This is a genomic window from Streptomyces sp. SLBN-118, assembly GCF_006715635.1.
Classification (GTDB): domain Bacteria; phylum Actinomycetota; class Actinomycetes; order Streptomycetales; family Streptomycetaceae; genus Streptomyces.
Genome location: NZ_VFNP01000002.1, coordinates 856141 through 881807 on the forward strand (window position 1 = coordinate 856141; position 25667 = coordinate 881807).

General features: G+C 68.1%; 23 protein-coding genes and 1 pseudogene. 5 read left to right on the top strand and 19 right to left on the bottom strand.

Translation table 11 applies throughout. The features are described 5' to 3' along the window. Positions 1-141: 141 nt before the first annotated feature. Entirely contained in the window at positions 142-1458 is a 1317-nt protein-coding gene (locus tag FBY35_RS22385; protein WP_142215785.1) for an MFS transporter, read from the bottom strand. A 123-nt stretch (positions 1459-1581) separates the two neighbouring features. Further along, positions 1582-2115 carry an ATP-binding protein gene (locus tag FBY35_RS22390; protein WP_142215786.1) on the bottom strand — a complete coding sequence of 178 codons (534 nt, stop codon included), beginning with the start codon at positions 2113-2115 and terminating at the stop codon, positions 1582-1584. A 453-nt stretch (positions 2116-2568) separates the two neighbouring features. Between FBY35_RS22390 and FBY35_RS22395 the strand changes: the two genes are divergently transcribed. Next, positions 2569-4158, top strand: a complete 1590-nt coding sequence (locus FBY35_RS22395; protein WP_142215787.1) for an acyl-CoA carboxylase subunit beta — start codon at positions 2569-2571, stop codon at positions 4156-4158. 20 nt (positions 4159-4178) lie between these two features. Next, positions 4179-4406 (top strand): acyl-CoA carboxylase subunit epsilon, encoded by a 228-nt coding sequence (locus FBY35_RS22400; RefSeq protein ID WP_260848785.1) that lies wholly within the window; start codon positions 4179-4181, stop codon positions 4404-4406. A gap of 63 nt (positions 4407-4469) precedes the next feature. Here the strand turns inward: FBY35_RS22400 and FBY35_RS22405 are convergent, their stop codons facing one another. The 6 genes from FBY35_RS22405 to FBY35_RS22430 form a co-directional block, all read right to left on the bottom strand. Next, positions 4470-5591, bottom strand: a complete 1122-nt coding sequence (locus tag FBY35_RS22405) for a cytochrome P450 (RefSeq protein ID WP_260848786.1) — start codon at positions 5589-5591, stop codon at positions 4470-4472. Positions 5592-5878: 287 nt separating this feature from the next. Then, the gene (locus FBY35_RS22410) at positions 5879-7153 is read right to left on the bottom strand and encodes an MFS transporter (protein WP_142215788.1); all 1275 of its coding nucleotides are present in this window, start codon (positions 7151-7153) and stop codon (positions 5879-5881) included. Between the two features lie 185 nt (positions 7154-7338). Beyond that, entirely contained in the window at positions 7339-8256 is a 918-nt protein-coding gene (locus FBY35_RS22415; protein WP_142215789.1) for a carbohydrate ABC transporter permease, read from the bottom strand. Continuing rightward, on the bottom strand, positions 8253-9188 hold the full coding sequence (locus FBY35_RS22420) for a carbohydrate ABC transporter permease (RefSeq protein WP_142218105.1): 936 nt from the start codon (positions 9186-9188) through the stop codon (positions 8253-8255). Before FBY35_RS22420 ends, FBY35_RS22415 begins: the two co-directional genes overlap by 4 nt. Positions 9189-9288: 100 nt before the next feature. Then, positions 9289-10584: an ABC transporter substrate-binding protein gene (locus FBY35_RS22425; protein ID WP_142218106.1), complete on the bottom strand. Its 1296-nt coding sequence runs from the start codon at positions 10582-10584 to the stop codon at positions 9289-9291. A gap of 470 nt (positions 10585-11054) precedes the next feature. After that, positions 11055-12020: an ROK family protein gene (locus tag FBY35_RS22430; RefSeq protein ID WP_142215790.1), complete on the bottom strand. Its 966-nt coding sequence runs from the start codon at positions 12018-12020 to the stop codon at positions 11055-11057. Positions 12021-12230: 210 nt separating this feature from the next. Here FBY35_RS22430 and FBY35_RS22435 point away from each other — a divergent pair, with 210 nt between their 5' ends. Further along, entirely contained in the window at positions 12231-13205 is a 975-nt protein-coding gene (locus tag FBY35_RS22435) for a LacI family DNA-binding transcriptional regulator (protein WP_142218107.1), read from the top strand. On the opposite strand, the pseudogene FBY35_RS37380 reads toward FBY35_RS22435, so the two are convergent. The 6 genes and pseudogenes from FBY35_RS37380 to FBY35_RS22470 all read right to left on the bottom strand — a co-directional run. Further along, positions 13206-13669 (bottom strand): annotated as a pseudogene (locus FBY35_RS37380) (serine/threonine protein kinase); the annotation flags it as partial. A gap of 288 nt (positions 13670-13957) precedes the next feature. Then, positions 13958-15256, bottom strand: a complete 1299-nt coding sequence (locus FBY35_RS22450; protein ID WP_142215791.1) for a DUF6986 family protein — start codon at positions 15254-15256, stop codon at positions 13958-13960. Between the two features lie 154 nt (positions 15257-15410). Further along, positions 15411-16373 carry an electron transfer flavoprotein subunit alpha/FixB family protein gene (locus tag FBY35_RS22455; RefSeq protein WP_142215792.1) on the bottom strand — a complete coding sequence of 321 codons (963 nt, stop codon included), beginning with the start codon at positions 16371-16373 and terminating at the stop codon, positions 15411-15413. Positions 16374-16597: 224 nt separating this feature from the next. Beyond that, positions 16598-17383 carry an electron transfer flavoprotein subunit beta/FixA family protein gene (locus FBY35_RS22460; RefSeq protein ID WP_142215793.1) on the bottom strand — a complete coding sequence of 262 codons (786 nt, stop codon included), beginning with the start codon at positions 17381-17383 and terminating at the stop codon, positions 16598-16600. Between the two features lie 212 nt (positions 17384-17595). Then, positions 17596-18102 (bottom strand): flavin reductase family protein, encoded by a 507-nt coding sequence (locus tag FBY35_RS22465; protein WP_142215794.1) that lies wholly within the window; start codon positions 18100-18102, stop codon positions 17596-17598. 197 nt (positions 18103-18299) lie between these two features. After that, positions 18300-18632, bottom strand: a complete 333-nt coding sequence (locus FBY35_RS22470) for a thioredoxin family protein (protein ID WP_142215795.1) — start codon at positions 18630-18632, stop codon at positions 18300-18302. A 417-nt stretch (positions 18633-19049) separates the two neighbouring features. Here FBY35_RS22470 and FBY35_RS22475 point away from each other — a divergent pair, with 417 nt between their 5' ends. Further along, the gene (locus FBY35_RS22475; protein WP_142215796.1) at positions 19050-19772 is read left to right on the top strand and encodes a 1-acyl-sn-glycerol-3-phosphate acyltransferase; all 723 of its coding nucleotides are present in this window, start codon (positions 19050-19052) and stop codon (positions 19770-19772) included. A 4-nt stretch (positions 19773-19776) separates the two neighbouring features. Here the strand turns inward: FBY35_RS22475 and FBY35_RS22480 are convergent, their stop codons facing one another. The 4 genes from FBY35_RS22480 to FBY35_RS22495 form a co-directional block, all read right to left on the bottom strand. Further along, positions 19777-20478 carry a B3/4 domain-containing protein gene (locus FBY35_RS22480; protein WP_142215797.1) on the bottom strand — a complete coding sequence of 234 codons (702 nt, stop codon included), beginning with the start codon at positions 20476-20478 and terminating at the stop codon, positions 19777-19779. Positions 20479-20676: 198 nt separating this feature from the next. After that, the gene (locus FBY35_RS22485) at positions 20677-21747 is read right to left on the bottom strand and encodes a low specificity L-threonine aldolase (RefSeq protein ID WP_142218108.1); all 1071 of its coding nucleotides are present in this window, start codon (positions 21745-21747) and stop codon (positions 20677-20679) included. After that, positions 21744-22499, bottom strand: a complete 756-nt coding sequence (locus FBY35_RS22490; RefSeq protein ID WP_142215798.1) for an SDR family NAD(P)-dependent oxidoreductase — start codon at positions 22497-22499, stop codon at positions 21744-21746. The genes FBY35_RS22485 and FBY35_RS22490 overlap by 4 nt, the downstream gene beginning before the upstream one ends. Positions 22500-22525: 26 nt before the next feature. Next, on the bottom strand, positions 22526-23923 hold the full coding sequence (locus FBY35_RS22495; protein ID WP_142215799.1) for a DUF6421 family protein: 1398 nt from the start codon (positions 23921-23923) through the stop codon (positions 22526-22528). 356 nt (positions 23924-24279) lie between these two features. Between FBY35_RS22495 and FBY35_RS22500 the strand changes: the two genes are divergently transcribed. After that, positions 24280-24963: a glycerophosphodiester phosphodiesterase family protein gene (locus tag FBY35_RS22500; protein WP_142215800.1), complete on the top strand. Its 684-nt coding sequence runs from the start codon at positions 24280-24282 to the stop codon at positions 24961-24963. 25 nt (positions 24964-24988) lie between these two features. Here FBY35_RS22500 and FBY35_RS22505 read toward each other — a convergent pair whose 3' ends face one another. Then, entirely contained in the window at positions 24989-25540 is a 552-nt protein-coding gene (locus FBY35_RS22505; RefSeq protein WP_142215801.1) for a GNAT family N-acetyltransferase, read from the bottom strand. Positions 25541-25667 lie beyond the last annotated feature (127 nt).

Sequence of the window (25667 nt, forward strand, 5' to 3'; positions counted from 1 at the left end):
GGTTTTGTTCTGGGGGCTCGGCCGACCTTCTCGCGCAAAGGATGGAACCTCTCATGATGTGGTGCCGACCGGCAGTGGTGAGGTGGCCGGCGGGTTTGTCGCCGGCCACCGTCACCAATGGTCAGTGGGTGTGGGACAGGTTCAGGTGAGTTCGGCGCCGCGGGTCTCCGGGAGGCCGAGAAGAGCGACGAGTGCGAGCCCGTAGCCGATGGCACCGTAGATCAGCGCACCGCCGACACCCGCCGACGAGAAGCCGACAGCCGTCGGGAAGATGGCGCCGAGCGCTCGTCCCACGTTGTAGGTGAAGCTCTGGCCGGTTCCGCGGACCGTGCTGGGGTAGAGCTCGGCCAGGTAGGAGCCGAAGCCGGAGAAGATGGCGGAGGCGCTGAAGCCGAGGGGGAAACCGAGGATCAGCAGAAGGGAGTTGGAGCCCTGTGGGATGTTGACGTACGAGATCAGAAGGCCGGCGCTCAGGAGCGCGAAGATGACGAAGGTGCCTTTGCGGCCCAGGCGGTCGACGAGCTGGCCGGCCGTGATGTAGCCGCAGAAGGCTCCGGTGATGAGGACGAACAGGTAGCCGCCGGTGCCGACGACCGTCAGGCCGCGTTCGGTCTTGAGGTAGGTCGGCAGCCACGTGGCGAAGGTGTAGTACCCGCCCATCACGCCGGTGGACAGCAGGGTCGCGCAGATGGTCCGGCGAGCCATGCCGCCCTTGAAGACGGAGGACAGCGGAGGGCGGGCTTCCTTCCTGGCCAGCCGCTCGGTCACCTCGGGTGCGTCCTCGACGTTGCGCCGCACGTACACCAGCAGCAGCGCGGGCAGGGCTCCTGTCCAGAACAGCACACGCCAGGCCAGGTCCGGATCGACGTTGTTCGTGAGGGTCGTGCCCACGACGACGGCCAGGGCCCAGCCGACCGCCCACGCGCTCTGGACCCAGGCCAGGACCCGGCCGCGGTAGAGCGGCTTGGCGTACTCGGCGACCAGGATGGCGCCGGCCGCCCACTCGCCACCGAAACCGACACCCTGAAGTGTCCGGAATCCCAGCAGCATCGGGTAGCTCGTGGCGAAGCCACACAGCACGGTGAACACGGCGTAGGTGCCCACCGTGACCATGAGGGTCTTGACCCTGCCGATTCTGTCGATCAGGAGACCGGCGACGACTCCGCCGACTGCGGAGGACAACAGTGTGACGGTGGTCAGTAGCCCGGTCTGCGCCGTGGTCAGGCTGAAGTAGGCGGTGATGGCAACCATCGCCATCGGGAGCACGAGGAAGTCGTAGGAGTCGAGGGCGTACCCGCCGAATGCGCCCTTGAAGGCCCTGCGGCCCTGCGGGGACATCGACCGGAACCAGGCGAAGGGGCCGGTCACCTCGCTCTCGACTGTGGTCGGGGGGCTGGTGGGGATGGATGTCACGGTGACCTCACGGAGATGGAGAGGGACGGGAGTCAAAGCCCTCATCAGCGGTGGGCTGTCATCCGTACTGCCGCCTTCGAGATTCGGACGACGCGCATGCCCTGCGGCTTGACGTGGGTACAAGCTAGGGATCGTTGAACGATCCTTCAAGAGGGGATGAAGCTTTTTCTACAACTCAGTTTCATCACGACGCGCCTCGGCCGGCCGTGGAGCCGGTAGCGCCGCAGAGTCGGCAAGACCGCCATCAATCGGCAGCGCGGCCCACACCGCATGGCCGTGCGGCAGGTTCCAGGTGCCCCAGCCCGAGGACAGGGCCTCGACCAGGTACAGCCCTCGCCCACTGCACGGGATGTCGTCGTCGGACTGCGGGGGAGACAGAGCACCGCTCCACCCTCGGCCGTAGTCGCCGACCTCGAGGCGGATCACGGCCCCGGTGGCCATGTGGATGCGCCGCACCGTGTGCCAGATCGGATCACGGTCCGAGCCGTGGCAGATCGCATTGGTGACGAGTTCAGAAACGATCAGCTCTGCATCCTCGACCAGATGCCGCAGATCCCACGCCTGCAGCAGGTCGCCGACTTGCCGGCGGGCGGATTGAGCAGATTCAGCCACCGCAGGCAGGACCCAGGTCACGGAGACCCGTTGCCCGGTCTCGGTATCCGAGTGAACCGACGGCACCTGAGTGGAGGTGAAGGGAGGCATTGCGTCCTCACTGGGGGATGCGCGGCCATGTTGCCGGAACTACGCCGCGCGGTGGTCCGCCTGCGAGAGGGCTCGAAGCGGCTGGATGATGGCTGAGGCTGTGGCATTGGCCGGAAACGCGACACCGGGAGGGAAGCCGATCCAGATCCCGCGAGTGCAGACCTCCGCCTTACCGATGCGTAGGATTGTTCTACAATCCCCTTTCTGGATTACTGGATTATCATGCGATCCGGCCCATGTCAACCGTCACCCAGCCGCCCTCATCCGGCGCGAGGCGCGGACGACGCACCTCGGCCGCGCTCCGCAGCGAGAAGGCGATGCTCTATTGAAGAATCGTTCTACAATCCCTAAGGTGACATCGCGGTCGTCTTGGTCTCGTTGAACGGCCGCCCGCGGTGCGAGGACCTGCCCCCTCGCACCGCGGACACTCCCCCGGACACGGAGACCCACGCGATGGCCACATCCCAGAGCAGCATCCTCACCGCTCGAAGGCATGCCGAGAATCTGCATCACCCGATCGAGCAAGCCGTGCACACCTTGGAAGCGCAACACGCCCAAGCCGAGGTGGCCCAGGTGACCGCCCGTGCACGCGTGGAGCAACTGCTCGACCAGGACTCCCTGGTGGAACTGGACGCGGCCGCAGGGCACCGCCTGAACCATGCAGAGCTGGATGGCGAACGACCGTATGGAGACGGCGTGGTCACCGGCTACGGCACCGTCGACGGCCGCCCCGTGGCTGTCTTCGCACAGGACTCCACCGTTTTCGGCGAGGCCATGGGTGAGGCGGTCTGCAGGAAGATCGCAAAGGTGATGGACTTTGCCCTGAAGACCGGCTGTCCAGTTATCGGCATCAGCGACTCCCGACGGGCCGGCGTCCAGGCCGGGGGCAGCGCCCTGGGCACGAGCGGCGAGACGTTCCGCCGCCACGTGCATGCTTCCGGAGTCGTCCCCCAGATCTCACTCGTTCTGGGATCGTGCGACGGCCCTGCGGTCTTCTCCCCCGCTCTGACCGACTTCACCGTGATTGCCGAGCGCACCTCGCACATGCTCACCAGCGGGCCCGAAGTGATCAGGACCGTGACCGGCGAAGACATCGACATCGAGGAATTGGGCGGAGCTCGCACGCACAGCACCGTCTCCGGTGTCGCTCACTGCTTGGCGGGTGATGCAAAGGAGGCCATGGAATACGTCAGGGCACTGCTGTCCCACCTGCCTTCGAACAACCTCCAGGAACCTCCGGCCCACCCGGACCAGGCCGACCTGGAGACCTGCGCCGAAGACCTGGAGCTGGACACGGTCGTACCAGATTCCACCAACCAGCCCTACGACATGCACCACGTCATCGAGCACGTCATCGACGACTACGAATTCCTTGAGACACAGCCTCTGTTCGCGCCGAACCTCATCACCGGCTTCTGCCGCATCGAGGGACACCCTGTGGGCATCGTCGCCAACCAGCCGTTGCAGTTGGCCGGCTGCCTGGACATCGACGCCTGCGAAAAGGCCGCCCGGTTCGTTCGGACCTGCGACGCCTTCAACGTCCCGGTGGTGACCTTCGTGGATGTACCCGGCTTCGTGCCGGCCACTGACCAGGAACACCAAGGCATCATCCGCCGCGGCGCCAAACTGATCTACGCCTATGCCGAGGCCACCGTCCCGCTCATCACCGTCATTACCCGGAAGGCTTTCGCCGGCGCCTATGACCTCATGGGTTCCAAGCACCTCGGCGCCGACCTCAACCTGGCCTGGCCCACCGCACAGATCGCGGTGATGGGTCCCCAGAGCGCCGTCGGCATCCTCCACGGCGTGTCGCAGACGGGGGCTGACCTCCAAGGCCCAGTCCACCGGGAGGAGAAGCGCGCCGAGCTGATGAGCGAGTACGGGGACGCTCTCCTCACTCCCTTCATCGCTGCCGAGCGCGGTTACATCGACGCGGTGGTCAAACCCTCTGAGACGCGGCAGCACGTCATCCGCGGCCTGCGGGCGCTGCGCACCAAGCGAGAGACACTGCCCCCGAAGAAGCACGGCAACATACCGCTCTAGACGTAGGGGCGCGTACCGACGTGGCTGACACGGACTTCCCCATCCAGGAGCACACGATCCCTCCCATCAAGGTGCTGTACGGGCAGCCCACTCCCGAAGAACTGGCCGCTGTGGTCCTCGTGGTCCACACCCGTGCCACCACCACGGCAGCAGACCCCGAACCACCTCGCAGGCCCCCGGTCTCCGCGTGGACCGACCGTGGCACGGCCATCGCGCTCCGCCGTCTGCCTGTCCCCCGACCCGCGTAGCCGGTACAGCGGGCGGCGGCTGCCGCGGAACCGGCGGGCAACTCGATCTGCCGGGGTTGACGATCAGTGCACCTGGCCAAGAACGATGGGCAGGGACAGCGGCGCCCGGAAGGACAGCAGGCCCAGCATCGGCGAGCGAGCGCTGTCCTTGACTGTGACGGCGTCTGGCAGCGAGCGAGCCGCCGCGTGAAGTGCGATCGCGGCTTCGGTCCGGGCCAGGGAAGCGCCGGGGCAGCGGTGGCGCCCGGCGCCGAAAGCCAGGTGATGGCGGACGTTGTTCCGATGAGCGTCCAGCAGCTGCGGCTGCTGGAACACATCCGGGTCGGCCCCCGTGCTCATCAGCATCAGCAGCAGCTGGGAGCCCGGCGCGAGCTGTACTCCGCCGAGTTCCACCTCATATGCCGTTGTCCGGCGCCAGCTCGTCACCGGTGACTCACTCCGCAGGATCTCTTCCACCCAGGCTTGTGCGAACCCCGGCTCCGCGCCGGCCATGGCCCATCGACCCGGCTCTTCCAGGGCCCGACGCAGCACGGTGGCGATCAGCTGTCCGGTCGTGGACTGACCGGCGATGAGGACAAAGAAGCACACGGCTACGGCTGTCGCGCTGTCCAGCTGCGTGCCGTCTGGCAGCAGGTACTGCGACAGGGCTCCCACCAGGCTGTCCGTGTCCACCGAGCCGCCCGAAACCTCCTCGGACAGCCACTGGTGGAACGCCGCCACCGATTCGGCCAGTTCCACCTGGCGTTCCACCGTTGCCCGGCCCCAGAACAACTCCAGCGCATCGTCACTCCAGCGCACCAGCGTCAGCGGATCCTCTCCGTGCACACCCAGCATCCGCATCAGAACGCGGCAGGGGAGAATACGCGCGAAATCAGACACCAAGTCGCCGGGTTGCCCGGCCTCCAGCCGTCCGCGCAGTTCTGTCAGCAACTCCAGCGCGACATTGTCGACCACAGGTACTGCGGCAGCCACACGCTCGGCGTTGAAGAATCGGGTGACAAGCCGACGCAGGCCGCCATGGCTCACGCCGCCGTTGTTGGCCAGGGCCGGAGGCAGGGAGAAGCCGGACCGCGCGAGCACACGCAGCGCGGCCACCGACAGCGGCGTGACCGCATTCTGAGCGTTGTCAGGACGGAATGCGACGCTGTCGAGCAGCACGCGACGCACGTCCTGGTAGCGGCTCACCACCCACAGGCCCGTCGCCGAATCGAAGTGCACGGGTGCTTCCTGTCGCAGCCGAGCGAGCAGGGGATGGGGGTCCTGTACGAACGATTCGTCGAAGAGATCCAATTCGGCGATCACCAGGTCCCGCTCCCAACGTACCGAAGGCCGACGACGGTGACGCTGCCACAGCCTCGCGACCAGCGCAGTAAGCAACGACACTGAAGCTCATGCCAGAGACGTGAGCATGATCACTATTCGCTGCCCGCGTCCGGGACGACATCTGCGACGGATGAAACCTTGCCGGTGCTTCAGGTGAATTCGGTGCCCCGGGTCTCGGGCAGGCCGAGGAGGGCGACGAGGGCGACGGCGTATCCCACGACGCCGTAGACGAGGGCGTTGCCGACGCCGGCGCTGCCTGCGGTGAAGCCCACTGCGGTGGGGAAAAATGCTCCGATACCGCGGCCGAGGTTGTAGGTGAGGCTCTGACCGGTGCCACGGACCGCGCTGGGGTAGAGCTCGGCCAGGAAGGAGCCGAAGCCGGAGAAGATGGCGGAGGCGCAGAACCCCAGGGGGAAGCCGAGGACCAGCAGAAGGCTGTTGGCGCCGTCGGGGATGTTGATGTAGGCCAACAGCAGGCTCCCGCTCATGACCGCGAACAGGGCGAAGGACTTCTTTCGTCCCAGGAGGTCGATGACGTACCCGGCGGTCACGTAGCCGCAGAAGGCGCCTGTGATGAGCACGAACAGGTAGCCGCCCGTACCGACAACGGTCAGACCTCGCTCGGTCTTGAGGTACGTGGGCAGCCACGTCGCAATGGTGTAGTAGCCGCCCTGGGCTCCGGTCGCCAGCAGCGTCGCGAAAAACGTCCTGCGCGCCAGGGTGCCCCGGAAGACCGATGTCAGCGGGACACGCTCGCCCTTCTCGGCGAGCCGGTTGATCACCTCGGGGGCGTCCTGGACGTTGCGGCGCACGTAGAACAGCAGCGCTGCCGGCAGAGCACCGGTCCAGAACATCACCCGCCAGGCGATGTCGGGCGCAAGATTGTCCATCACCACCGTGCTCACGATGACCGCCAGTCCCCAGCCGATGGCCCAGGAGCTCTGGATGAAGGCCAGGGTCCGGCCGCGGTAACGGCTCCTGGCGTACTCGGCGACCAGGACGGCGCCTGCCGCCCACTCACCGCCGAAGCCAAGGCCCTGAAGAGCGCGGCTCGCCAGCAGCATCGGATAGGTCACGGCAAAACCGCACAGCACGGTGAACAGGGCGTAGGTACCCACGGTGATCATGAGGGTCCTGACCCGGCCGACCCGGTCGATCAGCCCCCCGGCGAGGATCCCGCCGAGCGCGGACATCACCAGTGTGACGGTGGTCAGAAGCCCTGCTTCCGCCTTGGTGAGGTGGAAGTAGGCCGTGATGGCGACCATGCTCAGCGGCAGCACCTGGAAATCGTAGGAATCAAGTGCGAATCCGCCGAATGCGCCCTTGAAGGCCCGGCGCCCCTGCGGGGTGAACGACCGGTACCAGGAGAACGGACCAGTAACCTCCTCACCGACTGTCCGGGGGCCGGTTGGAGTAGATGCCACGGTGCACCTCACAACGCAGATTGAGGAGGGCGTCAGCGAACTCTCCGAGCCGCCGGCGCGGACCTTGCCGGTGCATCCCGGGCTTCCACCCTCCACGAGAACCACCGTAGATCGCATCTCCTCCGGCACCCGGAGCGTCGCACCGGCGGGCCGTCGGTCTGACGAATTCCGCCTACCGCGCAGTGTCAGCCCTTGGTGGAGCCGAGTGTGAGCCCGGCGATGAAGTGCCGCTGCAGCAGCAGGAAGACCAGCAGCGTCGGCAGCGCGACGATCACCGAGCCCGCGGCGAGCAGGTTGTAGTCGGTGAAGAACTGGCCCCGGAGATTGTTCAGCGCCGAGGTGACGGGGAGCTTGTCGCCGTCGGAGATGAAGACGAGTGCCCACAGGAAGTCGTTGTACATCCAGGTGAACTGAAGCGTGCCCAGGGCCGCGAGGGCCGGCCGGCACAGCGGGAGCGTGATGCGCCAGTACTGCGTCCACACACCCGCGCCGTCCACGATCGCCGCCTCCAGGATCTCCTGCGGCAGCGTGCGCATGAAGTTGGCGAGCACGAAGACGCAGAAACCGATCTGGAACCCGACCTGGACAAGGATGACGGCCCAGTACGAGTCGAACATCGTCATCGAGTCGGACATCCAGTACGGCAGCGGGATGCGGTTGAACATGACGTACAGCGGCGTGACGATCACCTGCTGGGGCAGCAGATTGCCCGCGGTGAACAGCATCAGAAGCAGGATCGAGCCGCGCATCTTCAGCCGTGCGACGGCGAAGGCGACGAATGAGGCGAAGAACAGCGTGAGCAGCACTCCCGGCACGGCGATGAGCAGGGTGTTGACGAAGTACTTCGTCATCCCCGAGTCGCTGAAGGCCTGCCGGTAGTAGTCGAAGGAGAGCTTCCGGGGCAGCGAGAAGTACCCGTGCTCGGATGTTTCGTCGTACGGCCTGAGCGAGGCGTACACGGCGAGCAGCAGCGGTGCCAGGAACGCCAGCGAGACGGTCATCAGGAAGGCGTGCACGCCGAGCCGACCGGGCAGGCGGCGCTTGCGGGGCGCCGTGGCCGGGGCCGTGGTGGTGGCCGGCGCCGGGGCGGTGTCGAGCGTCATCGGTTCTTCTCCCCACGGATCTCCTGGACCAGGTACGTGACGACGAATCCCAGGGAGACCAGGAGCAGCACCACGGCGATCGCGGAGCCGAATCCGATCCGGCTGGCCTCGCCGATGATGTTGTCGGTGACCAGGACCGAGAGCAGCTCCAGGCCGTTTCTGCCCTTGTTGACGGCGTAGACGATGTCGAAGGCGCGCAGCGCCTCGATGACCGTGATGACGCCGACGATGACATTGACGGGCCGCAGGGTCGGGAAGACGACACGGAAGAAGGTCTGCGCCTCACTGGCCCCGTCGATGGCAGCGGCTTCCTTCAGCGAGGGATCGACGGCCTTGAGTCCGGCCAGGTAGAGGATCATCACATAGCCGGTGTGCCGCCAGGCCGCGGCCAGCATGATCATCCAGAGGTTGAGGTCGGGATCGCCGAGCCAGTCGGTGGGATTCTCGGTGTCCCCGAGGATCGCGTTGAGCGCGCCCTGGTCGCGGGAGAAGACCAGTTGGGCGATAAAGCCGACGACGGCGAGGGAAAGCACCACCGGCATGTACAGCGTGGACTGGTAGAAGCGGCTGAACCGCACGCCCCTGTCGATCAGGACGGCCAGCAGCAGCCCGAAGGGCGTGGCGATCAGTCCGAGGAAGGCCAGCCAGAGCAGGTTGTGGCGGGCCGCCGGCCAGAACTGCGGATAGTCGGTGAAAAGGGTCTCGTAGTTCTTCGTACCGACCCAGGAGATGTCTCCTATGCCGTCCCAGCTGGTGAAGGAGAGGACGACGGAGGCGAGGGTCGGTCCCCACACGATGGCCAGGTCGAGCAGGATCGGTATGCCGAGCAGCACGCCGAGGACGGCGAGGTCGCGGCGGGTGAAGCGCCGAGGACCCCGCCGTGCGGCGCGCCTCGGGACGCTCCCCCCCGATCGCCCCCCGGCGTGCTTCAGGGTGCCCCCGGCGGTCTGGGGCGGGCCGGGGGCGTCTTCCCCGGAAGATTGCAGCAGCGGCACGGCTGGTGGCTCCAAGTCGGTTGCGGCCGGTGTCGGTTCAGCCCTCGGCGGCGAAGATGGTCTTCTTCTGCCTCTCGATACTGTTGACCAACCCGTCAACATCCTTTGGCTTGTTGATGAAGGTCTGGATGGCCGGAATCATCACCGTCGACGAGAAGTCGGGCCTCGTGTCGCGGTCCAGGAACTGCGAGATCTGCTTGGCGCCCGAGACGAGTTCGACGGCCTTCTTCTGCAGCGGCGAGTACTTCGAGGTGTCGGCCCGGTCGCTCACCGCGATGTTGTTGGGGTCACTGGCGAGGTAGATGTCCTCCGCCTTGCCACTGGCCAGCCACGTGAGCAGGTCCTTGGCGCTCTGCATGCTCTTGCTGTTCTTGAGTTCCTTCGCCTTCTTCGCCAGCAGGAAGCCGTCGATGGGCGCCTCGACCGCGTCCTGGCCGTGCTCCGGATTGATCTCCGGGAAGGGAAAGAAGTCGATGTCGGCCTGCTCGCCCTTGGGGAACTGGGCGCCGGGGTGCGGCAGTCCGAAGACGGCCATGCCCGCTTCCTTCTTCTGCAGGCTGGTCGCGGCCTCCTGCCAGGTACGGCCGTTCGCTCCGGGCTGGCAGTACGGAAGGAGGCTGCGCCAGGTGTCGAAGACGTCCTTGACGCGCTTGTCGGTCCACGCCTCCTTGCCCGCCATCAGGTTCTTGTGGAACTCGTATCCGTTGGTACGCATGTTGATGTAGTCGAAGGTGCCCATCGCGGGCCAGCCGTCCTTGTCGCAGAACGCGATGGGGACGAGCTTGTCCTTCTGCATCTGCCTGGCGAGGGCTATGTACTCGTCGAGGGTCTTGGGGGCCTGGTAGCCGTGCTGCTCGAAGACGCTCTTCCGGTGGAAGACGGCCCAGGGGTAGTAGTAGTACGGCGTCAGGTACTGCTTGCCGTCCTCACCTGTCGACTGCGCCTTCAGCGCGGGCGAGAAGCCCTGGTAGCCCGCCCAGTTGTCGCTGATGTCGTGCAGCAGGCCCTTCTTGGCGAAGAACTGCATGCGGTAGCCCGCGAACCACATGAACACGGAGTCCGGCTTGCCCTGCAGATAGCGGTTGATGTTCTCCTGGAAGGTGTTGTGGTCAACGGTGTTGACCTTTACCTTCCGCCCTTCCTTCGACTGCTCCGCGTACGCGGCGAAGGCGTCGGCGAACGCCTTCTTCGGCACCGGGTCGGACGAGTTGGACCCCATGGTGATGGTCTTGCCGTCCCCGCCGGGGCCACTGCCGCAGGCGGCGAGCAACGAGGGCAGCGTGATGGCTCCCGCACCCGCTGCCGCACCACGCAGCAGATTCCGCCGGGACATCCGATGTCCTGCCACGCTCCCGAGCGCTGCAGGACCGTTGAACGATGACTGCGCCATGTCCCCTCCTCCGGGATGAAACCCAACACAACCGAACGCGAGGATTGGATCTCACTCCCAGAAAGTGGCGTCGTCAAGGGTTTTGGCGAGAAATCAAACAACCGTTACCCCATCTCTTCCAACAGACTCCAACATGCCCTACCGGAAACGCTCGCGACCGACAAGCGTCACCAGCCATCCCAAAATGCGCGAATGCGTAGGAACGTGACGAGGGGACATCTTCCCACCCGCAGTACCCGCCACAGAGTCGTCGGAGCGCTGGCCGCCGCGTGGCTCTGCGCGGCAGGCGTGGGCTTCGGGCTGGGGTTCGCCCTGCCCAGTGGTCACCGACGGCAGAGGGGCGCGCCGAACTCGGACCACACCGGCTGGTCCGGTCTCAGGACCGGCTGCTGACAACCTGCACCGGGCCGGTCTCAGGACCCGCTGCTGACCACGGCTGCAGTATCGTCCCGCCTGCCGAGCATGGCGGCGGCGGCCGCACCCACCAGACCGGCGTCCGTACCCGTCATGGCCGGCGCCACCGTGAGGCGCTGGACGAAGGAGAGCGTGGCGTAGTCGCGCAGCGAGTGGCGCAGTGGAGCGAACAGCACCTCGCCCGCGCCCGCCACTCCCCCGCCGATCACGGCGATCTCGATCTCCACGAGGGTCGCGGTGGCTGCGATTCCGGCGGCGAGCGCCTGGGCAGCGCGCTCGAAGGAGGCGATGGCGACCGGGTTTCCGGCGCGGGCGGCGGCGGCCACCGCGGCGGCCGAGGTGTCGCCTTCGGGACCTGGCCGCCAGCCGTCCTCCAGGGCCCGGCGTGCGATGTTCGGACCGCTGGCGATGCGCTCGACGCACCCGCGCGCGCCGCAGGGGCACAGGTCGCCGTCGAGGTCCACGCTGATGTGGCCGATGTGTCCGGCGTTGCCGGTGGGTCCGGGGTGGAGCCTGCCGCCGAGGACGAGTCCACCGCCGACGCCGGTCGAGACGACCATGCACAGGGCATTGTCGTAGCCGCGGGCCGCGCCCTGCCAGTGCTCGGCCGCCGTCATCGCGACACCGTCCCCGACAAGTGTGACGGGGAGCCCGCCCACGGCCCGGCGCACCCGCGCCACCAGGGGAAAGTCGCGCCAGCCGGGGACATTGACCGGGCTGACCGTGCCTGCGGTTGCGTCCACAGGTCCGGCGCTGCCGATGCCGACGGCGCAGGTGCGCACCCAGAGCGGGGATGCGGCAAGCTCACGAAGCACCGCCTCGACGGTGCGCATCACCGTCTCGCCGTCCTCCTTGGCCGGCGTCGGACACTGGGCTCGCACCAGAATCGTGCCGCTGTCGTCCACCAACGCGCCGGCGATCTTGGTGCCGCCGATGTCGAGCGCGGCGACGAGGTCGGTATGCATCGGTGTGGGATCCCCCATGGGAGCTGTCGGACCTGCGGGTTCGGTAACAGTCTCCATTCCCCTGACAACGTTGTCCAGGGCCTATGCTCGACGCCACACCCTTGCACACCCGACAACGACAGGACAGCGCACGTGGCCGAGACCGACCATCCCCTGGCGTCGCCCGGGCGCCCCAGAGGCCCCGAGCCCCGCTACGGCAATCGGCCCACCATGAAGGATGTCGCGGCCCGGGCGGGCGTAGGCCTCAAAACGGTCTCCCGGGTGGTCAACGGCGAACCGGGTGTCACGCCAGACACCGAGCGCCGGGTGCAGGAGGCCATCGAGTCCCTGGGCTTTCGCCGCAACGACAGCGCGCGCGTCCTGCGCAAGGGCCGCACCGCCTCCATCGGGCTCGTCCTCGAAGATCTCGCCGACCCCTTCTACGGCCCCCTCAGCCGCGCCGTCGAAGAGGTCGCCCGCGCGCACGGCGCACTGCTGATCAACGGTTCCAGCGCCGAGGACCCGGACCGCGAGCAGGAGCTGGTGCTCGCCCTGTGCGCCCGCCGGGTCGACGGGCTGATCGTGATCCCCGCAGGTCATGACCACCGCTATCTGGAGCCCGAGATCAAGGCGGGCATAGCCACGGTGTTCGTGGACCGGCCGCCCGGGAAGATCGACGCCGACGTGGTGCTCTCGGACAGCTTCGGCGGCGCCCGCGCGGGCGTGGCCCATCTGATCGCGCACGGCCACCGCCGTATCGGCTTCATCGGCGACCAGCCCCGCATCCAGACGGCCGTCGAGCGGCTGCGCGGCTATCGCGCCGCCATGGAGGACGCCGAGCTCACGGTCGACGAGTCCTGGGTATCGCTGGGCTCCACCGCCCCGGAGCGGGTGCGGGACGCCGTGACTGCGATGCTGACGGGTCCCGACCCGGTCACCGCGATCTTCGCGGGCAACAACCGGGTGACGGTGACGGCCGTACGAGCTCTGGCCGAGCGCGAGCGGCCCATCGCCCTCGTTGGCTTCGACGACATCGAGCTGGCCGATCTGCTGGGCATCACGGTCATTGCCCAGGACGCCGCGACGCTGGGGCGTACGGCGGCGGATCGGCTGTTCCGGCGTCTCGACGGCGCGGACGATCCGCCCTCCTCGGTGGCGCTGGAGACGGTGCTGATCCCCCGCGGTTCGGGCGAGATCCCGCCGTGAGCAGACGAGTAGGCCGGGCACCGGCTCGTCGTTGTCACCGCCCTTGAGGTAGACGTCCCTGACGAAGACATCGGTGTTTCCGCTGTCGTCGTCGGTCTTGGCCCACCAGACGTTCCTCCACTGGCCGTAGGTCTCACGGCGGCCCAGATTCTGCTGGCAGTAGAAGTTGTTCGTGCCCGCGTTCAGTGTGCCCACCCGGACGCCGGACGCGGTGTACGAGTTCGCCGTGCGCCAGACCTCGCAGTTGTACTTCCCGCCGCCGATCGCGTGGCAGGCGGCTGCCGGTGTCGGGGCCGGCCGGTCGCCGCACCGCCGCCCGTGGCAGTTGAGCCGCTGGTCGACCCGCCGCCGGTGGCGCTCGAGGAACCACCGGTCGCTGAACTGCCGCCCGTGGTACCGGAGTCGGAACCCGCGGGGCCCGCGCCCGGCGCATGCGGCTTCGCGGGCGGCGATGACCCCGGGGTGGCGTACACGTGCGGCGGCGCGGGCCTCGCGCTGCATGCGCACCATGAGGTCGGCCAGTTCGGGCCGAGGAGTCGGTGTAGGTGCGCAGTTCCTTGACGGCGCCTCACGGCCGAGTACCTCGTCGAAGGCTCGCCACACGACGCCCATGCCGCCGCGGCCCAGCTGCTCGATCACCCGGTACCGGGCCGGCGAGCCGCTCGTTCTCCCCCGAAGTCACCGCTGCCCCGATCCTGTTGCGACCTTGGTCGCGTACCGAGTACGGGGCAGCAACGACAGCTAGGCGGCTGTTACGTGGCTGTGGGCGTGAGGTCCCCGCGGCGCGGCGCGGCGAATCCCTCCAGATCGGCACGGGTCAGGCCGGTGAGCCGGGCCACCTCGGCGGTGTCGAGGGCGCCGCAGTCGATGCCTCGCAGCAGATAGCTGCTCAGCGCCTTGGCGGTCGCGGGCTCGTCCATGACATCGCCGCCCGCGTGGTTGGCGTAGGCGGAAAGGCGTTCCGCGGCCTGCTCGAAACCCTCGCGGTAGAAGGCGAACACGGCGGCGTAGCGGGTCGGCAGATGGCCGGGGTGCATGTCCCAGCCCTGGTAGTAGGCGCGGGCCAGCGCGCGGCGGCTCAGGCCGTAGTGCAGCCGCCAGGCGTCGTGCACCTTCTCGGTGGTACCGACCGGGAGGACGTTGGTGGAGCCGTCGGACACACGTACGCCGGTGCCCGCGGCGGCGACCTGCATGACGGCCTTCGCGTGGTCGGCGGCCGGGTGGTCGCTGGCCTGGTAGGCGGCGCTGACACCGAGGCAGGCACTGTAGTCGAAAGTGCCGTAGTGCAGTCCGGTGGCCCGGCCCTCGGCGGCGTCGATCATCCGGGCCACGGCGGCGGTCCCGTCGGACGCGAGGATGGACTGGCTGGTCTCGATCTGGATCTCGAAGCCGATGCGGCCCGCGTCCAGACCGCGGGCCTTCTCGAAGGCTTCGAGCAGCCGGACGAAGGCGGACACCTGCTCGGGGTAGGTGACCTTGGGCAGCGTGAGCACGAGGCCTTCGGGCAGGCCGGCGGCCTGGGTCAGCCCCGTGAGGAAGATGTCGAGGGTGCGGATGCCGCGGTCGCGTACGGCGGCCTCCATGCACTTCATACGGATGCCCATGTACGGGGCGGCGGTGCCGTCGCGATACGCCTCGGTGATCAGCCGGGCGGCACGGGCGGCGTGCGCGTCCTCCTCTGCGTCGCCGCGGCCGCCGTAGCCGTCCTCGAAGTCGATGCGAAGGTCCTCGATGGGCTCGCGCTCCAGCTTGGCGCGCACGCGGTCGTGGACGGGGGCGGCGAGTTCGTCGGAGAGACCGAGGACCGCGGCGAAGGACGCGGCGTCCGGGGCGTGCTCGTCGAGTGCGGCCAGTGCCTGGTCGCCCCAGGAGCGGATGCTGTCGGCGGCGAAGGCGTCACCGGGGATGTAGACCGTGTGAACGGGCTGGCGCGTGCCCGGGTCTCCCGGGTAGCGGCGTGCGAGCTCCGCGTCCACCGGTGCGAGGGAGGCGCTGATGTCCTCGCTGACCGCGCCCGCGAGGCTCGTGGCCACCTTCTCCTGCTGACCCATCCCTGCACCCTCCTGTTTTCCGCTCCACGGAATCAACAATCCGTATAGCGAAGTTAATAGGCGGTGACGACCTGCGTCAATGGTCGCCCGAATGACGGCGGGGCCGCGCGGTGACCAACACCGCGCGGCCCCGGCCGCTCAGGACATGCCCAGGTCAGCCCTTGCGGCTGTTGACCTCTTCGGTCAGCTGCGGGACGACCTCGAACAGGTCGCCGACCACGCCGTAGTCGACCAGGTCGAAGATCGGGGCCTCGTTGTCCTTGTTGATGGCCACGATGGTCTTCGAGGTCTGCATACCGGCCCGGTGCTGGATCGCGCCGGAGATGCCGGAGGCGATGTACAGCTGCGGGGAGACCGACTTGCCGGTCTGGCCCACCTGGTTGGAGTGCGGGTACCAGCCGGCGTCCACCGCGGCACGCGAGGCGCCGACGGCAGCACCGAGCGAGTCGGCCAGCGCCTCGATGATGTGGAAGTTCTCGGCGCCGTTGACGCCACGGCCACCGGAGACCACGATCGCGGCCTCGGTCAGCTCGGGGCGGCCGGTCGACTCGCGCGGAGTGCGGGAGACGACCTTGGTGCCGGTGGCCCTCTCGGAGAAGGAGACCGCGAGGGCCTCGACGGCGCCCGCGGCCGGGGCGGCCTCCACGGCGGCCGAGTTCGGCTTGACCGTGATGACCGGAGTGCCCTTGGAGACACGGGACTTGGTGGTGAAGGAGGCGGCGAACGCGGACTGCGTGGCCACCGGACCCTCGTCGCCGGCCTCGAGGTCGACGGCGTCGGTGATGATGCCGGAGCCGATGCGGACCGCGAGGCGGGCCGCGATCTCCTTGCCCTCGGCGGAGGATGGGACGAGCACGGCGGCCGGGGAGACGGCCTCGTACGCGGCCTGCAGCGCGTCCACCTTCGGCACGACGAGGTAGTCGGCGAACTCGGGGGCGTCGGCGGTCAGCACCTTGACCGCGCCGTGCTCGGCGAGGGCGGGGGCGGTGGCCTCGGCTCCGGAGCCGAGGGCGACGGCGACCGGCTCACCGATGCGACGGGCCAGGGTCAGCAGCTCAAGGGTGGGCTTGCGGACGGCGCCGTCCACGTGGTCGACATAGACGAGAACTTCAGCCATTACTACTCCTGGGCGAGAACCCCGAACTTCGGCCGGGGGAAGACTTGTTGACTGCTACGCTCACGCCCGTGCCTTGCGGCACTGGGCAGGGCTTGTCCGTCATGAGGCCGTCTCGACAGTCGAGTGAGAAGCCCCTTCGGGGGAGGAGTCACGGGATTGCTCTCCTGCGAGCAGGCAATCCGAGGGGCGCGGGTCGTGTTGCAACCGGCCCGCGCCGCCGCTCCCTAGATGAACTTCTGGCTCGCGAGGAACTCTGCGAGCTGCTTGCCGCCCTCGCCCTCGTCCTTGACGATGGTGCCCGCGGTACGGGCCGGACGCTCGGCCGCGGCGTCCACCGCGGTCCAGGCACCCTCCAGACCGACCTCTTCCGCCTCGATGTCGAGGTCGGACAGGTCCAGGGACTCCACCGGCTTCTTCTTTGCGGCCATGATGCCCTTGAAGGACGGGTAGCGAGCCTCGCCCGACTGGTCCGTCACGGACACGACGGCCGGCAGGGACGCCTCCAGCTGCTCGGACGCGGTGTCGCCGTCACGGCGGCCCTTGACCGTGCCGTCCTCGACAGAGACCTCGGAGAGCAGGGTGACCTGCGGAACGCCCAGACGCTCGGCCAGGATCGCCGGGAGGACACCCATGGTGCCGTCGGTCGAGGCCATACCGCAGATGACCAGGTCGTAGCCGGTCTTCTCGATCGCCTTGGCGAGCACCAGCGAGGTGCCCATGACGTCGGAGCCGTGCAGGTCGTCGTCCTCCACGTGGACGGCCTTGTCGGCACCCATGGACAGCGCCTTGCGCAGGGCGTCCTTGGCGTCCTCGGGACCGACGGTCAGCACGGTGATCTCCGCGTCGTCCGCCTCGTCGGCGATCTGCAGCGCCTGCTCGACCGCGTACTCATCCAGTTCCGACAGCAGGCCGTCGACGTCGTCGCGGTCGACGGTCAGGTCATCGGCGAAGTGCCGGTCGCCGGTGGCGTCGGGCACGTACTTCACACAGACAACGATCCTCAAGCTCACGCCGGCTCTCCTACTGCATCGTCTCTACTGGGCTGCCTTGTGCACGCAGCATAGGCGTCTGGTGGGGCGGATTCCGGCCGGGCCGGGCCGCGCTCCGAACGAAATATTACTCGTCAGTACATCGATCGCATTCCCAGTAAGCAAGCGCTTTGCACTGTGACCTTGCCAACGCCGCGACTGTGCCTTTTCCTGCACCGGCTTCCCGGGAACTCTCAGTCTCTCAGGGCGTTGAAGCGTCCCTGGTGATACAGCAGCGGACGGCCCGCTCCCGCGGGATCGCCGACGACGGCCTCGGCGATCACGATGCGATGGTCCCCGGCCGGGACACGGTTGATGATCCGGCACACCAGCCACGCCAGTACGCCGTCGAGAAGGGGCACGCCTTCCGGTCCGGTGCGCCAGGCGGTCGGAGGTGCGAATCGGTCGGCGCCGCTGCGGGCGAAGGTGGCGGCCAGGTCGCGCTGATGCTCGCCGAGTATGTGTACGCCTATGTGCTCGGCCCGGGCGATGACCGGCCAGCTGGAGGACGAGGCCCCCACACCGAAGGAGACCAACGGGGGCTCGGCGGCCACCGAGTTGAGGGAGGTGGCGGTGAATCCGACGGGCTTCTCACCCTGGGCGGTGATCACCGCGACGCCGGCGGCGTGCTGCCGGAAGACGGAGCGCAGCAGATCTGGAGAAGCAAGGTGAGGAGTGCCGAGTTCGGGCGAAGCCGTCATGGAGTTGTCCTTCTGTAGGGATGCGAGCGGGGCGGCGGGGCTGTTCACACAGCCGGACAGCGCGCGCTCGCGTTCCGGGCGAGGTCCACATGAGGCCGCCCGTAGAGAAGGAGTTCTGAAGGCACTGCGTCAGCGTGACGATGCATGGCGGGTGCAGTCAAGTGACTTCCACGATGTGCGACACGTGTCACGCGGCGTCACACGGCCTGCCCGAGGGCGGCGATGACATCCGCCCTGCGGGGCTGCCCGGACGCGCGGGTGACGATGCGTCCGTCCGCGTCGAGCACCAGCACGGTCGGTGTCTTGAGAATGCCGAGCTCGCGGACCAGCGCGAGCCGCTCCTCCGCGTCGATCTCGACATGAGTGACTCCGTCGACCATGCCGGCGACTTCGGCAAGAGTGCGCCGGGTGGCCCTGCACGGCTGGCAGAAGGCACTGGAGAACTGCACGAGCGTCGCCCGCTCGCCGAGCCCCGCGCCCAGCTCGTCCGCACCGAGCCGCCTTCTCGCGTCCTGTCGCCGCACCTTCAGCCTCCCGCCGTCGTGTCACTGCCGCCCGCCGAACGCGCTCGCCACCGCGAGCACCACCGGTCCGGTGTCATCCAAGACCCCAGCGTTCAGGAGACCGCAAAGATTCCCGCGCCGCATACGTGTCGGCTGCGCGATGCCGTGGCACGGACATCGACCTCAGAACCGCTCGCCGCAGCGTTCCTCGACGCCGTTTTCGGGTACTGCCCGGGTGTGAGCTGTTTCCGCCGCTCCACCGCGCGGCGCCTGTCCGCTCATGATGTGACAAGAAGGACGTGAGAAGAATCTCGCCCGCCGGAGCCTCCAGGGCTGGTCAGCACGCCCCACATGGGGCACGATCTGCCCAATGCCGAAAACCTACGGCTGCGTAACTTCCGCCGGGAGAACCCTCCCCGGGCACAACAGAAGGGTGTTCTCCAGATGACAGAGCTCGTCTATCGGCCGGTCATCGGCGCCGCACGAACGATGTTCAAGGCGCTCGACCTGAAGATCGACACTCAGGGTTCGGAGAACATCCCGCGCTCGGGCGGCGCGGTGCTCGTGAGCAACCACATCAGCTACCTGGACTTCATCTTCACCGGGCTCGCGGCGCTCCCCCAGAAGCGCCTGGTGCGCTTCATGGCGAAGGAGTCGGTCTTCCGGCACAAGATCTCCGGCCCGCTGATGCGCGGAATGAAGCACATCCCGGTGGACCGCAAGCAGGGCGAGCTGGCCTATGCGCACGCTCTGGACTCGCTGCGTGCCGGCGAGATCATCGGCGTGTTCCCCGAGGCCACCATCTCGCAGTCGTTCACCCTCAAGTCCTTCAAGTCGGGTGCGGCACGTCTCGCCCAGGAGGCCGGCGTACCGCTGATCCCGATGGCGCTGTGGGGCACCCAGCGGATCTGGACCAAGGGCCGCCCGCGCAATTTCCGGCGCAGCCACATCCCCGTGACGATCCGGGTCGGCGAGCCCGTGGAGGCTCCCGCCGACCAGTACGCGGGCGCGATCACGCGCCGGCTGGGCGAGCGGGTACAGGAGCTTCTGGAGGCCGCGCAGCGCGCCTATCCCGTACGCCCCAAGGACGCGAGCGACACCTGGTGGGTGCCCGCGCACCTCGGGGGTACGGCGCCGACGCCCGCCGAGGTGCGCGAGGCCGGCTGAGACGTCAGGCCCGGGGCTGGGGCGGGTGGACGGTGATCCGCGCCCCGGGGCTCAGTTTCTCCAGCGACTCGGCGAGTTCGGCGGCTGCGGCCCCGAGCTCGCCGATCGTCATGGGGGTCATTGATTCGAGCAGGAAGAGCGCGTTCACGGACTCTTCGGTGAGCCGGGTCCGTACGCCCTGACGCCAGTTCCAGCGCCGGCAGGTGACGCCCTCGTCGTCGCACCAGACGACCTCGCCCGCCTCCGGATGCTCCACGGCCTGTGCGCCGCCCGCGACCGTGACGAACGGCTCCTCGCCCGTGGCACGCAGCAGTCTCATCGCGCCCCTGATGTGATCGGTGTCCTCTCCGCCGACCGGGATCAGATGGGCCACGCTGACAGCGTTGTAGGCGTCGACCAGCCGGTTGATCCGCGGCAGACCGCCGTCCGCGAGCGCGCGCCTGGCGAGCGCCTCGGCGGAGTTCCGGGTGCGCGACGGCTTGGCGCCGAAGGCGGTGTACGCCTCGCGCCAGGCGGCGATGTGCGGGTCCTCGTGTGGGGCGCGTGAACCCAGGCGCCCGGCGAGGCGACGGCCGGCGTCGTCGAGCAGCGCCGAACTCTCGGCGCTGCTGGGCCCGTTGACCAGACCGCGGGCCTCGATGGCGACGTGGGTGAAGCCGGGCGCGATCGCCCGGACCTCGTCGGACACGGTGAGCGTGAGCGTCATGGTTCTTCGTGCCTCACAGTTCGGCTGGGTACAAAATCCACACGTGCGGTACATCATAGAGTACCGGATAGTCCATCTCATTGGACGCAGACCTGTGGGCGACATTCAGCCGCCGGCAGCAGAAGGCGGGGAAAAAGAAGCAGCCGACCGGAAGTCGATGACTTTCCGATCGGCCACACATTTGTACAGAGCCGGGAGCTAGCCCGCCATCTCTTCCTTCAGCGCCTGGACGAAGGAGTCGACATCGTCCTCGGTCGTGTCGAAGGAACACATCCAGCGGACATCACCGGCCGCCTCGTCCCAGAAGTAGAAGCGGAACCGCTGCTGCAGCCGCTCGCTCACATCGTGCGGCAGACGCGCGAAAACGGCGTTGGCCTGGACGGGATGAAGGATCTCCACACCGTGCACGGTGCGTACGCCGTCGGCCAGCCGCTGGGCCATGGCGTTGGCGTGCCGGGCATTGCGCAGCCACAGATCGCGCGCGAGGAGCGCCTCCAACTGCACCGACACGAAGCGCATCTTGGAGGCCAGCTGCATCGACAGCTTCCGCAGATGCTTCATATGACTCACGGCGTCCGGGTTGAGGACGACCACGGCCTCGCCGAACAGCATGCCGTTCTTGGTGCCGCCGTAGGACAGGACGTCCACGCCGACGGCGTTGGTGAAGGCGCGCATCGGCACATCCAGCGACGCGGCCGCGTTGGCTATCCGGGCCCCGTCGAGGTGGACCTTCATGCCGTGCCCGTGGGCGTGGTCGACGATCGCCCTGATCTCCTCGACCGTGTAGACCGTGCCCAGTTCGGTGTTCTGGGTGATCGACACGACCTGCGGCATCGCCCGGTGCTCGTCGTCCCAGCCCCACGCCTGCCGGTCGATGAGTTCGGGCGTGAGCTTGCCGTCCGGCGTCGGTACGGTCAGCAGCTTCAGCCCGCCCATCCGCTCCGGCGCCCCGCCCTCGTCGACGTTGATGTGCGCCGACTCGGCGCAGATCACCGCGCCCCAGCGGTCCGTGAGCGCCTGGAGCGCCGTGACGTTCGCGCCGGTGCCGTTGAAGACCGGGAAGGCCTCGGCCGTCGGGCCGAAATGGCTGTGCATGACCCGCTGGAGGTGCTCGGTGTACACGTCCTCGCCGTACGCGACCTGATGGCCGCCGTTGGCGAGCGCGAGCGCAGCCAGGATCTCGGGGTGGGCGCCGGCGTAGTTGTCGCTGGCGAAGCCCCGTACCGTCGGGTCGTGATGGCGTCGGGCGTCGGTCTTCGGCGGTATCACGGCTTGGGGGTCAGCCACAGGCGCTGTCCATTCGCTTCCCGGGCGGGCCGGTCCCAGACTCCGGCGATGGCCTCGGCCAGTTCAGCCACGTCGGTGAAGCCCGCGAATTTCGCGTTCGGGCGCTCGGCGCGCATGGCGTCGTGCACGAGTGCCTTGACGATCAGGATGACAGCAGCGGTATTCGGGCCCGCTTCGCCCCCCGTCTTGCGGAAGGCGTCGGCGAGGGCGAGCGTCCACGCCTCGGCGGCGGCCTTGGCGGCGGCGTAGGCGGCGTTGCCCTCGGTGGGCTTGGTCGCCCCGGACTGGCTGACCAGCACGAAGCGGCCCCTGTCGCTGCGCTGCAGCGGCTCCTGGAAGGCGAGGGAAGTGTGCTGGACGGTACGGATCAGCAGCTTCTCAAGGAAGGTCCAGTCGGCCAGTTCGGTCTCCGCGAAGGTGGCGCTGCCGCGCCAGCCGCCGACGAGGTGGACCAGCCCGTCGATGCGGCCGAACTCCTTCTCGGTCTGGTTCACCCACTCGCGCGTGGCGCCCAGGTCGAGCAGATCGACCGTGTCGCCGGTGACGGTCGCTCCGCCGTGGGCGTAGCGGGCGGCGTCGACCGCATCGGCGAGGCGGGCGGTGTCCGCGTCGGAGGCCACGACGATCGCCCCGGCGTCGGCGAGCTTCATCAGGGTGGCGCGGCCCGCAGGGCCGGCCGCTCCGGCCACCGCGATCACGGCACCGTCCAGCGCCCCGTTGCCGTTCCTGTTCATAGACCTGGCCTCCTGGGTACGAGTGCTCACGCGGCTGCCTGCTCGACGCCCGCCGCGGTGATCCCCTTGGTTGAGGCGATCACGTTCTTCAGCTTCTTGGAGAGCGCCTCAAAGAACATGCTGAGCGGAAACTCGTCAGGAAGCACGTCGTCAACGAGTTTGCGCGGCGGCTGCGACAGATCAAGAGCATCGGGACCCTTGGCCCAGCGGGAGCCGGGGTGCGGCGCCAGGTACGTCGAGACCAGGTCGTACGCGGCGAACCAGTGCACGAGCTTGGGACGGTCGATTCCGTCGCGGTAGAGCTTCTCGATCTCCGCGCACAGGTCGTTGGTCACCTGCGGGGCACGGTCCCAGTCGATCTTCAGCGTGTTGTCGGTCCAGCGCACCACGTCGTGCTTGTGGAGGTACGCGAAGAGCAGCTGGCCGCCGAGACCGTCGTAGTTGCGCACCCGGTCGCCGGAGACGGGGAAGCGGAACATCCGGTCGAAGAGCACCGCGTACTGCACGTCGCGACCGTGCCGGTTGCCCTCGGCCTCCAGTTTCACGGCCTCCTTGAAGGCGGTCAGGTCACAGCGCAGCTCCTCCAGGCCGTACATCCAGAACGGCTGGCGCTGCTTGATCATGAAGGGGTCGAAGGGCAGGTCACCATGGCTGTGGGTACGGTCGTGGACCATGTCCCAGAGCACGAAGGCCTGCTCGCAGCGCGACTGGTCGGCGATCATCTCGCTGATGTCGTCAGGGAGTTCGAGACCGAGGACGCGCACGGCCTCATCGGTGACGGCGCGGAAGCGGGCAGCCTCCCGGTCGCAGAAGATGCCGCCCCAGGTGAAGCGCTCGGGGGCCTCGCGCACGGCGATCGTCTCGGGGAAGAGCACCGCGGAGTTGGTGTCGTAGCCCGCGGTGAAGTCCTCGAAGGTGATGCCGCAGAAGAGGGGGTTGTCGTAACGGGTGCGCTCGAGCTCGGCAAGCCAGTCCGGCCAGACCATGCGCAGCACGACCGCCTCGAAGTTGCGGTCCGGGTTGCCGTTCTGCGTGTACATGGGGAAGAGGACCAGGTGCTGCAGTCCGTCGGCACGGCCTGAGGCCGGCTGGAAGGCGAGCAGCGAGTCCAGGAAATCGGGGACGGCGAAGGAGCTGTCGGCCCACTTGTGCAGGTCGGCGACGAGCGCGCGGTGGTATTCGACATCGTGCGGCAGCAGCGGTGAGAGCTCTTCGAGTGCGTCGATCACGCGGTCGAGCACGGCTTCCACGGTGACACGGTCGGGGGCGCCCTCGGCGTCCAAGTCGATGGAGCCGTCCTTGGACTGCCAGGGCCGGATCTCCTCGACGGCAGTCTTGAGCTTCGGCCAGGCCGGGTGCTCAATCACCGGGGCAGCATTCGGTATGCCCCCTACGGCTTGATCCTGCACAAGAATTTCCGTCATGTCACTTCCTCCACAGGAGAACCTCGCGTCAAGACACCGTATCCGTGCATGGTTCTCCCGTACAAGTGAAGCCTTGGGAAATTATCCTGCCTCACCACATGATCACCGGATGTTTTGCGGTCGACGCCCGTCAACTCGGGCGGGACGCGCCCACGGGCGGGTGACACAGTTCACGCCGGCAAGCCCGGCGGCGGCGCCGTGGCGGCCCGGCGACGGCGCGGTGGCCAGAGCGGAGCGCTCCACTCCCCCGCGCACGAGCAGTCCCATCGCGCAGGCGGGCCACTAGGCTGCGAGCTTGCCGTGCGGGTGCCGGGATGCGCCGCGCGGGAGCCGCCGTCGACGGAAGCGAGAGAATCTTGACTTTCCTCACCATCGGTCATCGCGGGGTCATGGGCGTCGAGCCGGAGAACACCCTGCGCTCCTTCGTCCGTGCCGAACAGTCCGGCATGGACGCCATCGAACTGGATCTGCATCTCAGCAAGGACGGCGCCCTCGTCGTCATGCACGACGCCGACGTGGACCGTACGACCGACGGAAACGGCCCGATCGCCGACAAGACCCTCGCCGAGCTGCGGGAGCTCGACGCGGGCGAGGGCGAGCGGGTGCCGGTCTTCGAGGAGGTCCTCGACGCCGTCCGAGCCCCGCTCCAGGTGGAGATCAAGGACGTGGCCGCCGCGCGGACGCTCGCCGCGGTGATGCTCCGCCGCGATCTCGTCCACCGCGTCGAGGTTTCGTCCTTCCACGACGACGCGATCGCCGAGATCGCGAGCCTGGTCCCGGGGGTACGGACCCTCCTGATCGCCAGCCGCTGGGGCGCCGACATCGCGGACCGCGCGAAGACCGTGGGCGCCGCCGCGCTCGCACTGAACATCCGCAGGCTGACCCTGGAGACCGTCGAGCACGCGCACGGCGAAGGACTTCAGGTCATCGGCTGGGTCGTGAACACCCAGGACCATCTGCGGCTGGTGCGCGCACTCGAACTCGACGGCGCGACCACCGACTTCCCCGAGATCCGGCGCACCGGCCGCTTCACGGCCTAGTACCGCGTCGCGGCCTGGGACCGCTTCAGGGCAGGTCCTTCACCAGGAGCTCGAAGGCGAGATCGTCGCGCTGCGGGATGCCGAAGCGCTCGTCGCCGTACGGGAAGGGACTCAGCTTTCCCGTACGGCGGTAGCCGCGCCGCTCGTACCAGGCGATCAGCTCGTCCCGTACCGAGATCACGGTCATGTGCATCTCGCTCACGCCCCACCGCTCGCGGGCACTGCGCTCCGCCTCGGCGATGATCCGGCGGCCGAGGCCCCCGCCCTGAAGCTCGGGACGGACGGCGAACATACCGAAGTAGGCGGCCTCACCGCGGTGTTCGAGCTGGCAGCAGGCGATCAGCACACCGTCGCGCTCCACGACGAGCAGGGTGCTGCCGGGGGCGGTGATGACCTCGCGGACGCCGTCCGGGTCGGTGCGCTGGCCATCGAGTATGTCCGCCTCGGTGGTCCAGCCGGTCCGGCTCGCGTCGCCTCGGTACGCGGACTCGATCAGCGGGACGAGCGCCGGCACATCGGCCTCGACCGCGTCACGGTAGGTGAGCTCGCCGGATTCCCGGAGCGGTGCGGTGTCCATGAGGTGGACCCCCCTCTCGACTGTCTACAGGAGTCCCGAGACTAACCCGGGCCTCGCGATCCAGGGCCCGTCGTTTGCATCAGGCCGGATCAGTGAGCGGCCGCCGCGGAGCGGCTGATGTCACCGC

Bases quoted from the DNA above. Each gene is read 5' to 3' on its own strand.
- FBY35_RS22455 (WP_142215792.1), bottom strand. From the start codon at position 16,373: ATGGCTGAAGTTCTCGTCTATGTCGACCACGTGGACGGCGCCGTCCGC.
- FBY35_RS22480 (WP_142215797.1), bottom strand. From the start codon at position 20,478: ATGACGCTCACGCTCACCGTGTCCGACGAGGTCCGGGCGATCGCGCCC.
- FBY35_RS22435 (WP_142218107.1), top strand. From the start codon at position 12,231: ATGAAGGATGTCGCGGCCCGGGCGGGCGTAGGCCTCAAAACGGTCTCC.
- FBY35_RS22490 (WP_142215798.1), bottom strand. From the start codon at position 22,499: ATGAACAGGAACGGCAACGGGGCGCTGGACGGTGCCGTGATCGCGGTG.
- FBY35_RS22385 (WP_142215785.1), bottom strand. From the start codon at position 1,458: ATGAGGGCTTTGACTCCCGTCCCTCTCCATCTCCGTGAGGTCACCGTG.
- FBY35_RS22425 (WP_142218106.1), bottom strand. From the start codon at position 10,584: ATGTCCCGGCGGAATCTGCTGCGTGGTGCGGCAGCGGGTGCGGGAGCC.
- FBY35_RS22495 (WP_142215799.1), bottom strand. From the start codon at position 23,923: ATGACGGAAATTCTTGTGCAGGATCAAGCCGTAGGGGGCATACCGAAT.
- FBY35_RS22395 (WP_142215787.1), top strand. From the start codon at position 2,569: ATGGCCACATCCCAGAGCAGCATCCTCACCGCTCGAAGGCATGCCGAG.
- FBY35_RS22415 (WP_142215789.1), bottom strand. From the start codon at position 8,256: ATGACGCTCGACACCGCCCCGGCGCCGGCCACCACCACGGCCCCGGCC.
- FBY35_RS22475 (WP_142215796.1), top strand. From the start codon at position 19,050: ATGACAGAGCTCGTCTATCGGCCGGTCATCGGCGCCGCACGAACGATG.
- FBY35_RS22390 (WP_142215786.1), bottom strand. From the start codon at position 2,115: ATGCCTCCCTTCACCTCCACTCAGGTGCCGTCGGTTCACTCGGATACC.
- FBY35_RS22450 (WP_142215791.1), bottom strand. From the start codon at position 15,256: ATGGGTCAGCAGGAGAAGGTGGCCACGAGCCTCGCGGGCGCGGTCAGC.
- FBY35_RS22465 (WP_142215794.1), bottom strand. From the start codon at position 18,102: ATGACGGCTTCGCCCGAACTCGGCACTCCTCACCTTGCTTCTCCAGAT.
- FBY35_RS22505 (WP_142215801.1), bottom strand. From the start codon at position 25,540: ATGGACACCGCACCGCTCCGGGAATCCGGCGAGCTCACCTACCGTGAC.
- FBY35_RS22430 (WP_142215790.1), bottom strand. From the start codon at position 12,020: ATGCATACCGACCTCGTCGCCGCGCTCGACATCGGCGGCACCAAGATC.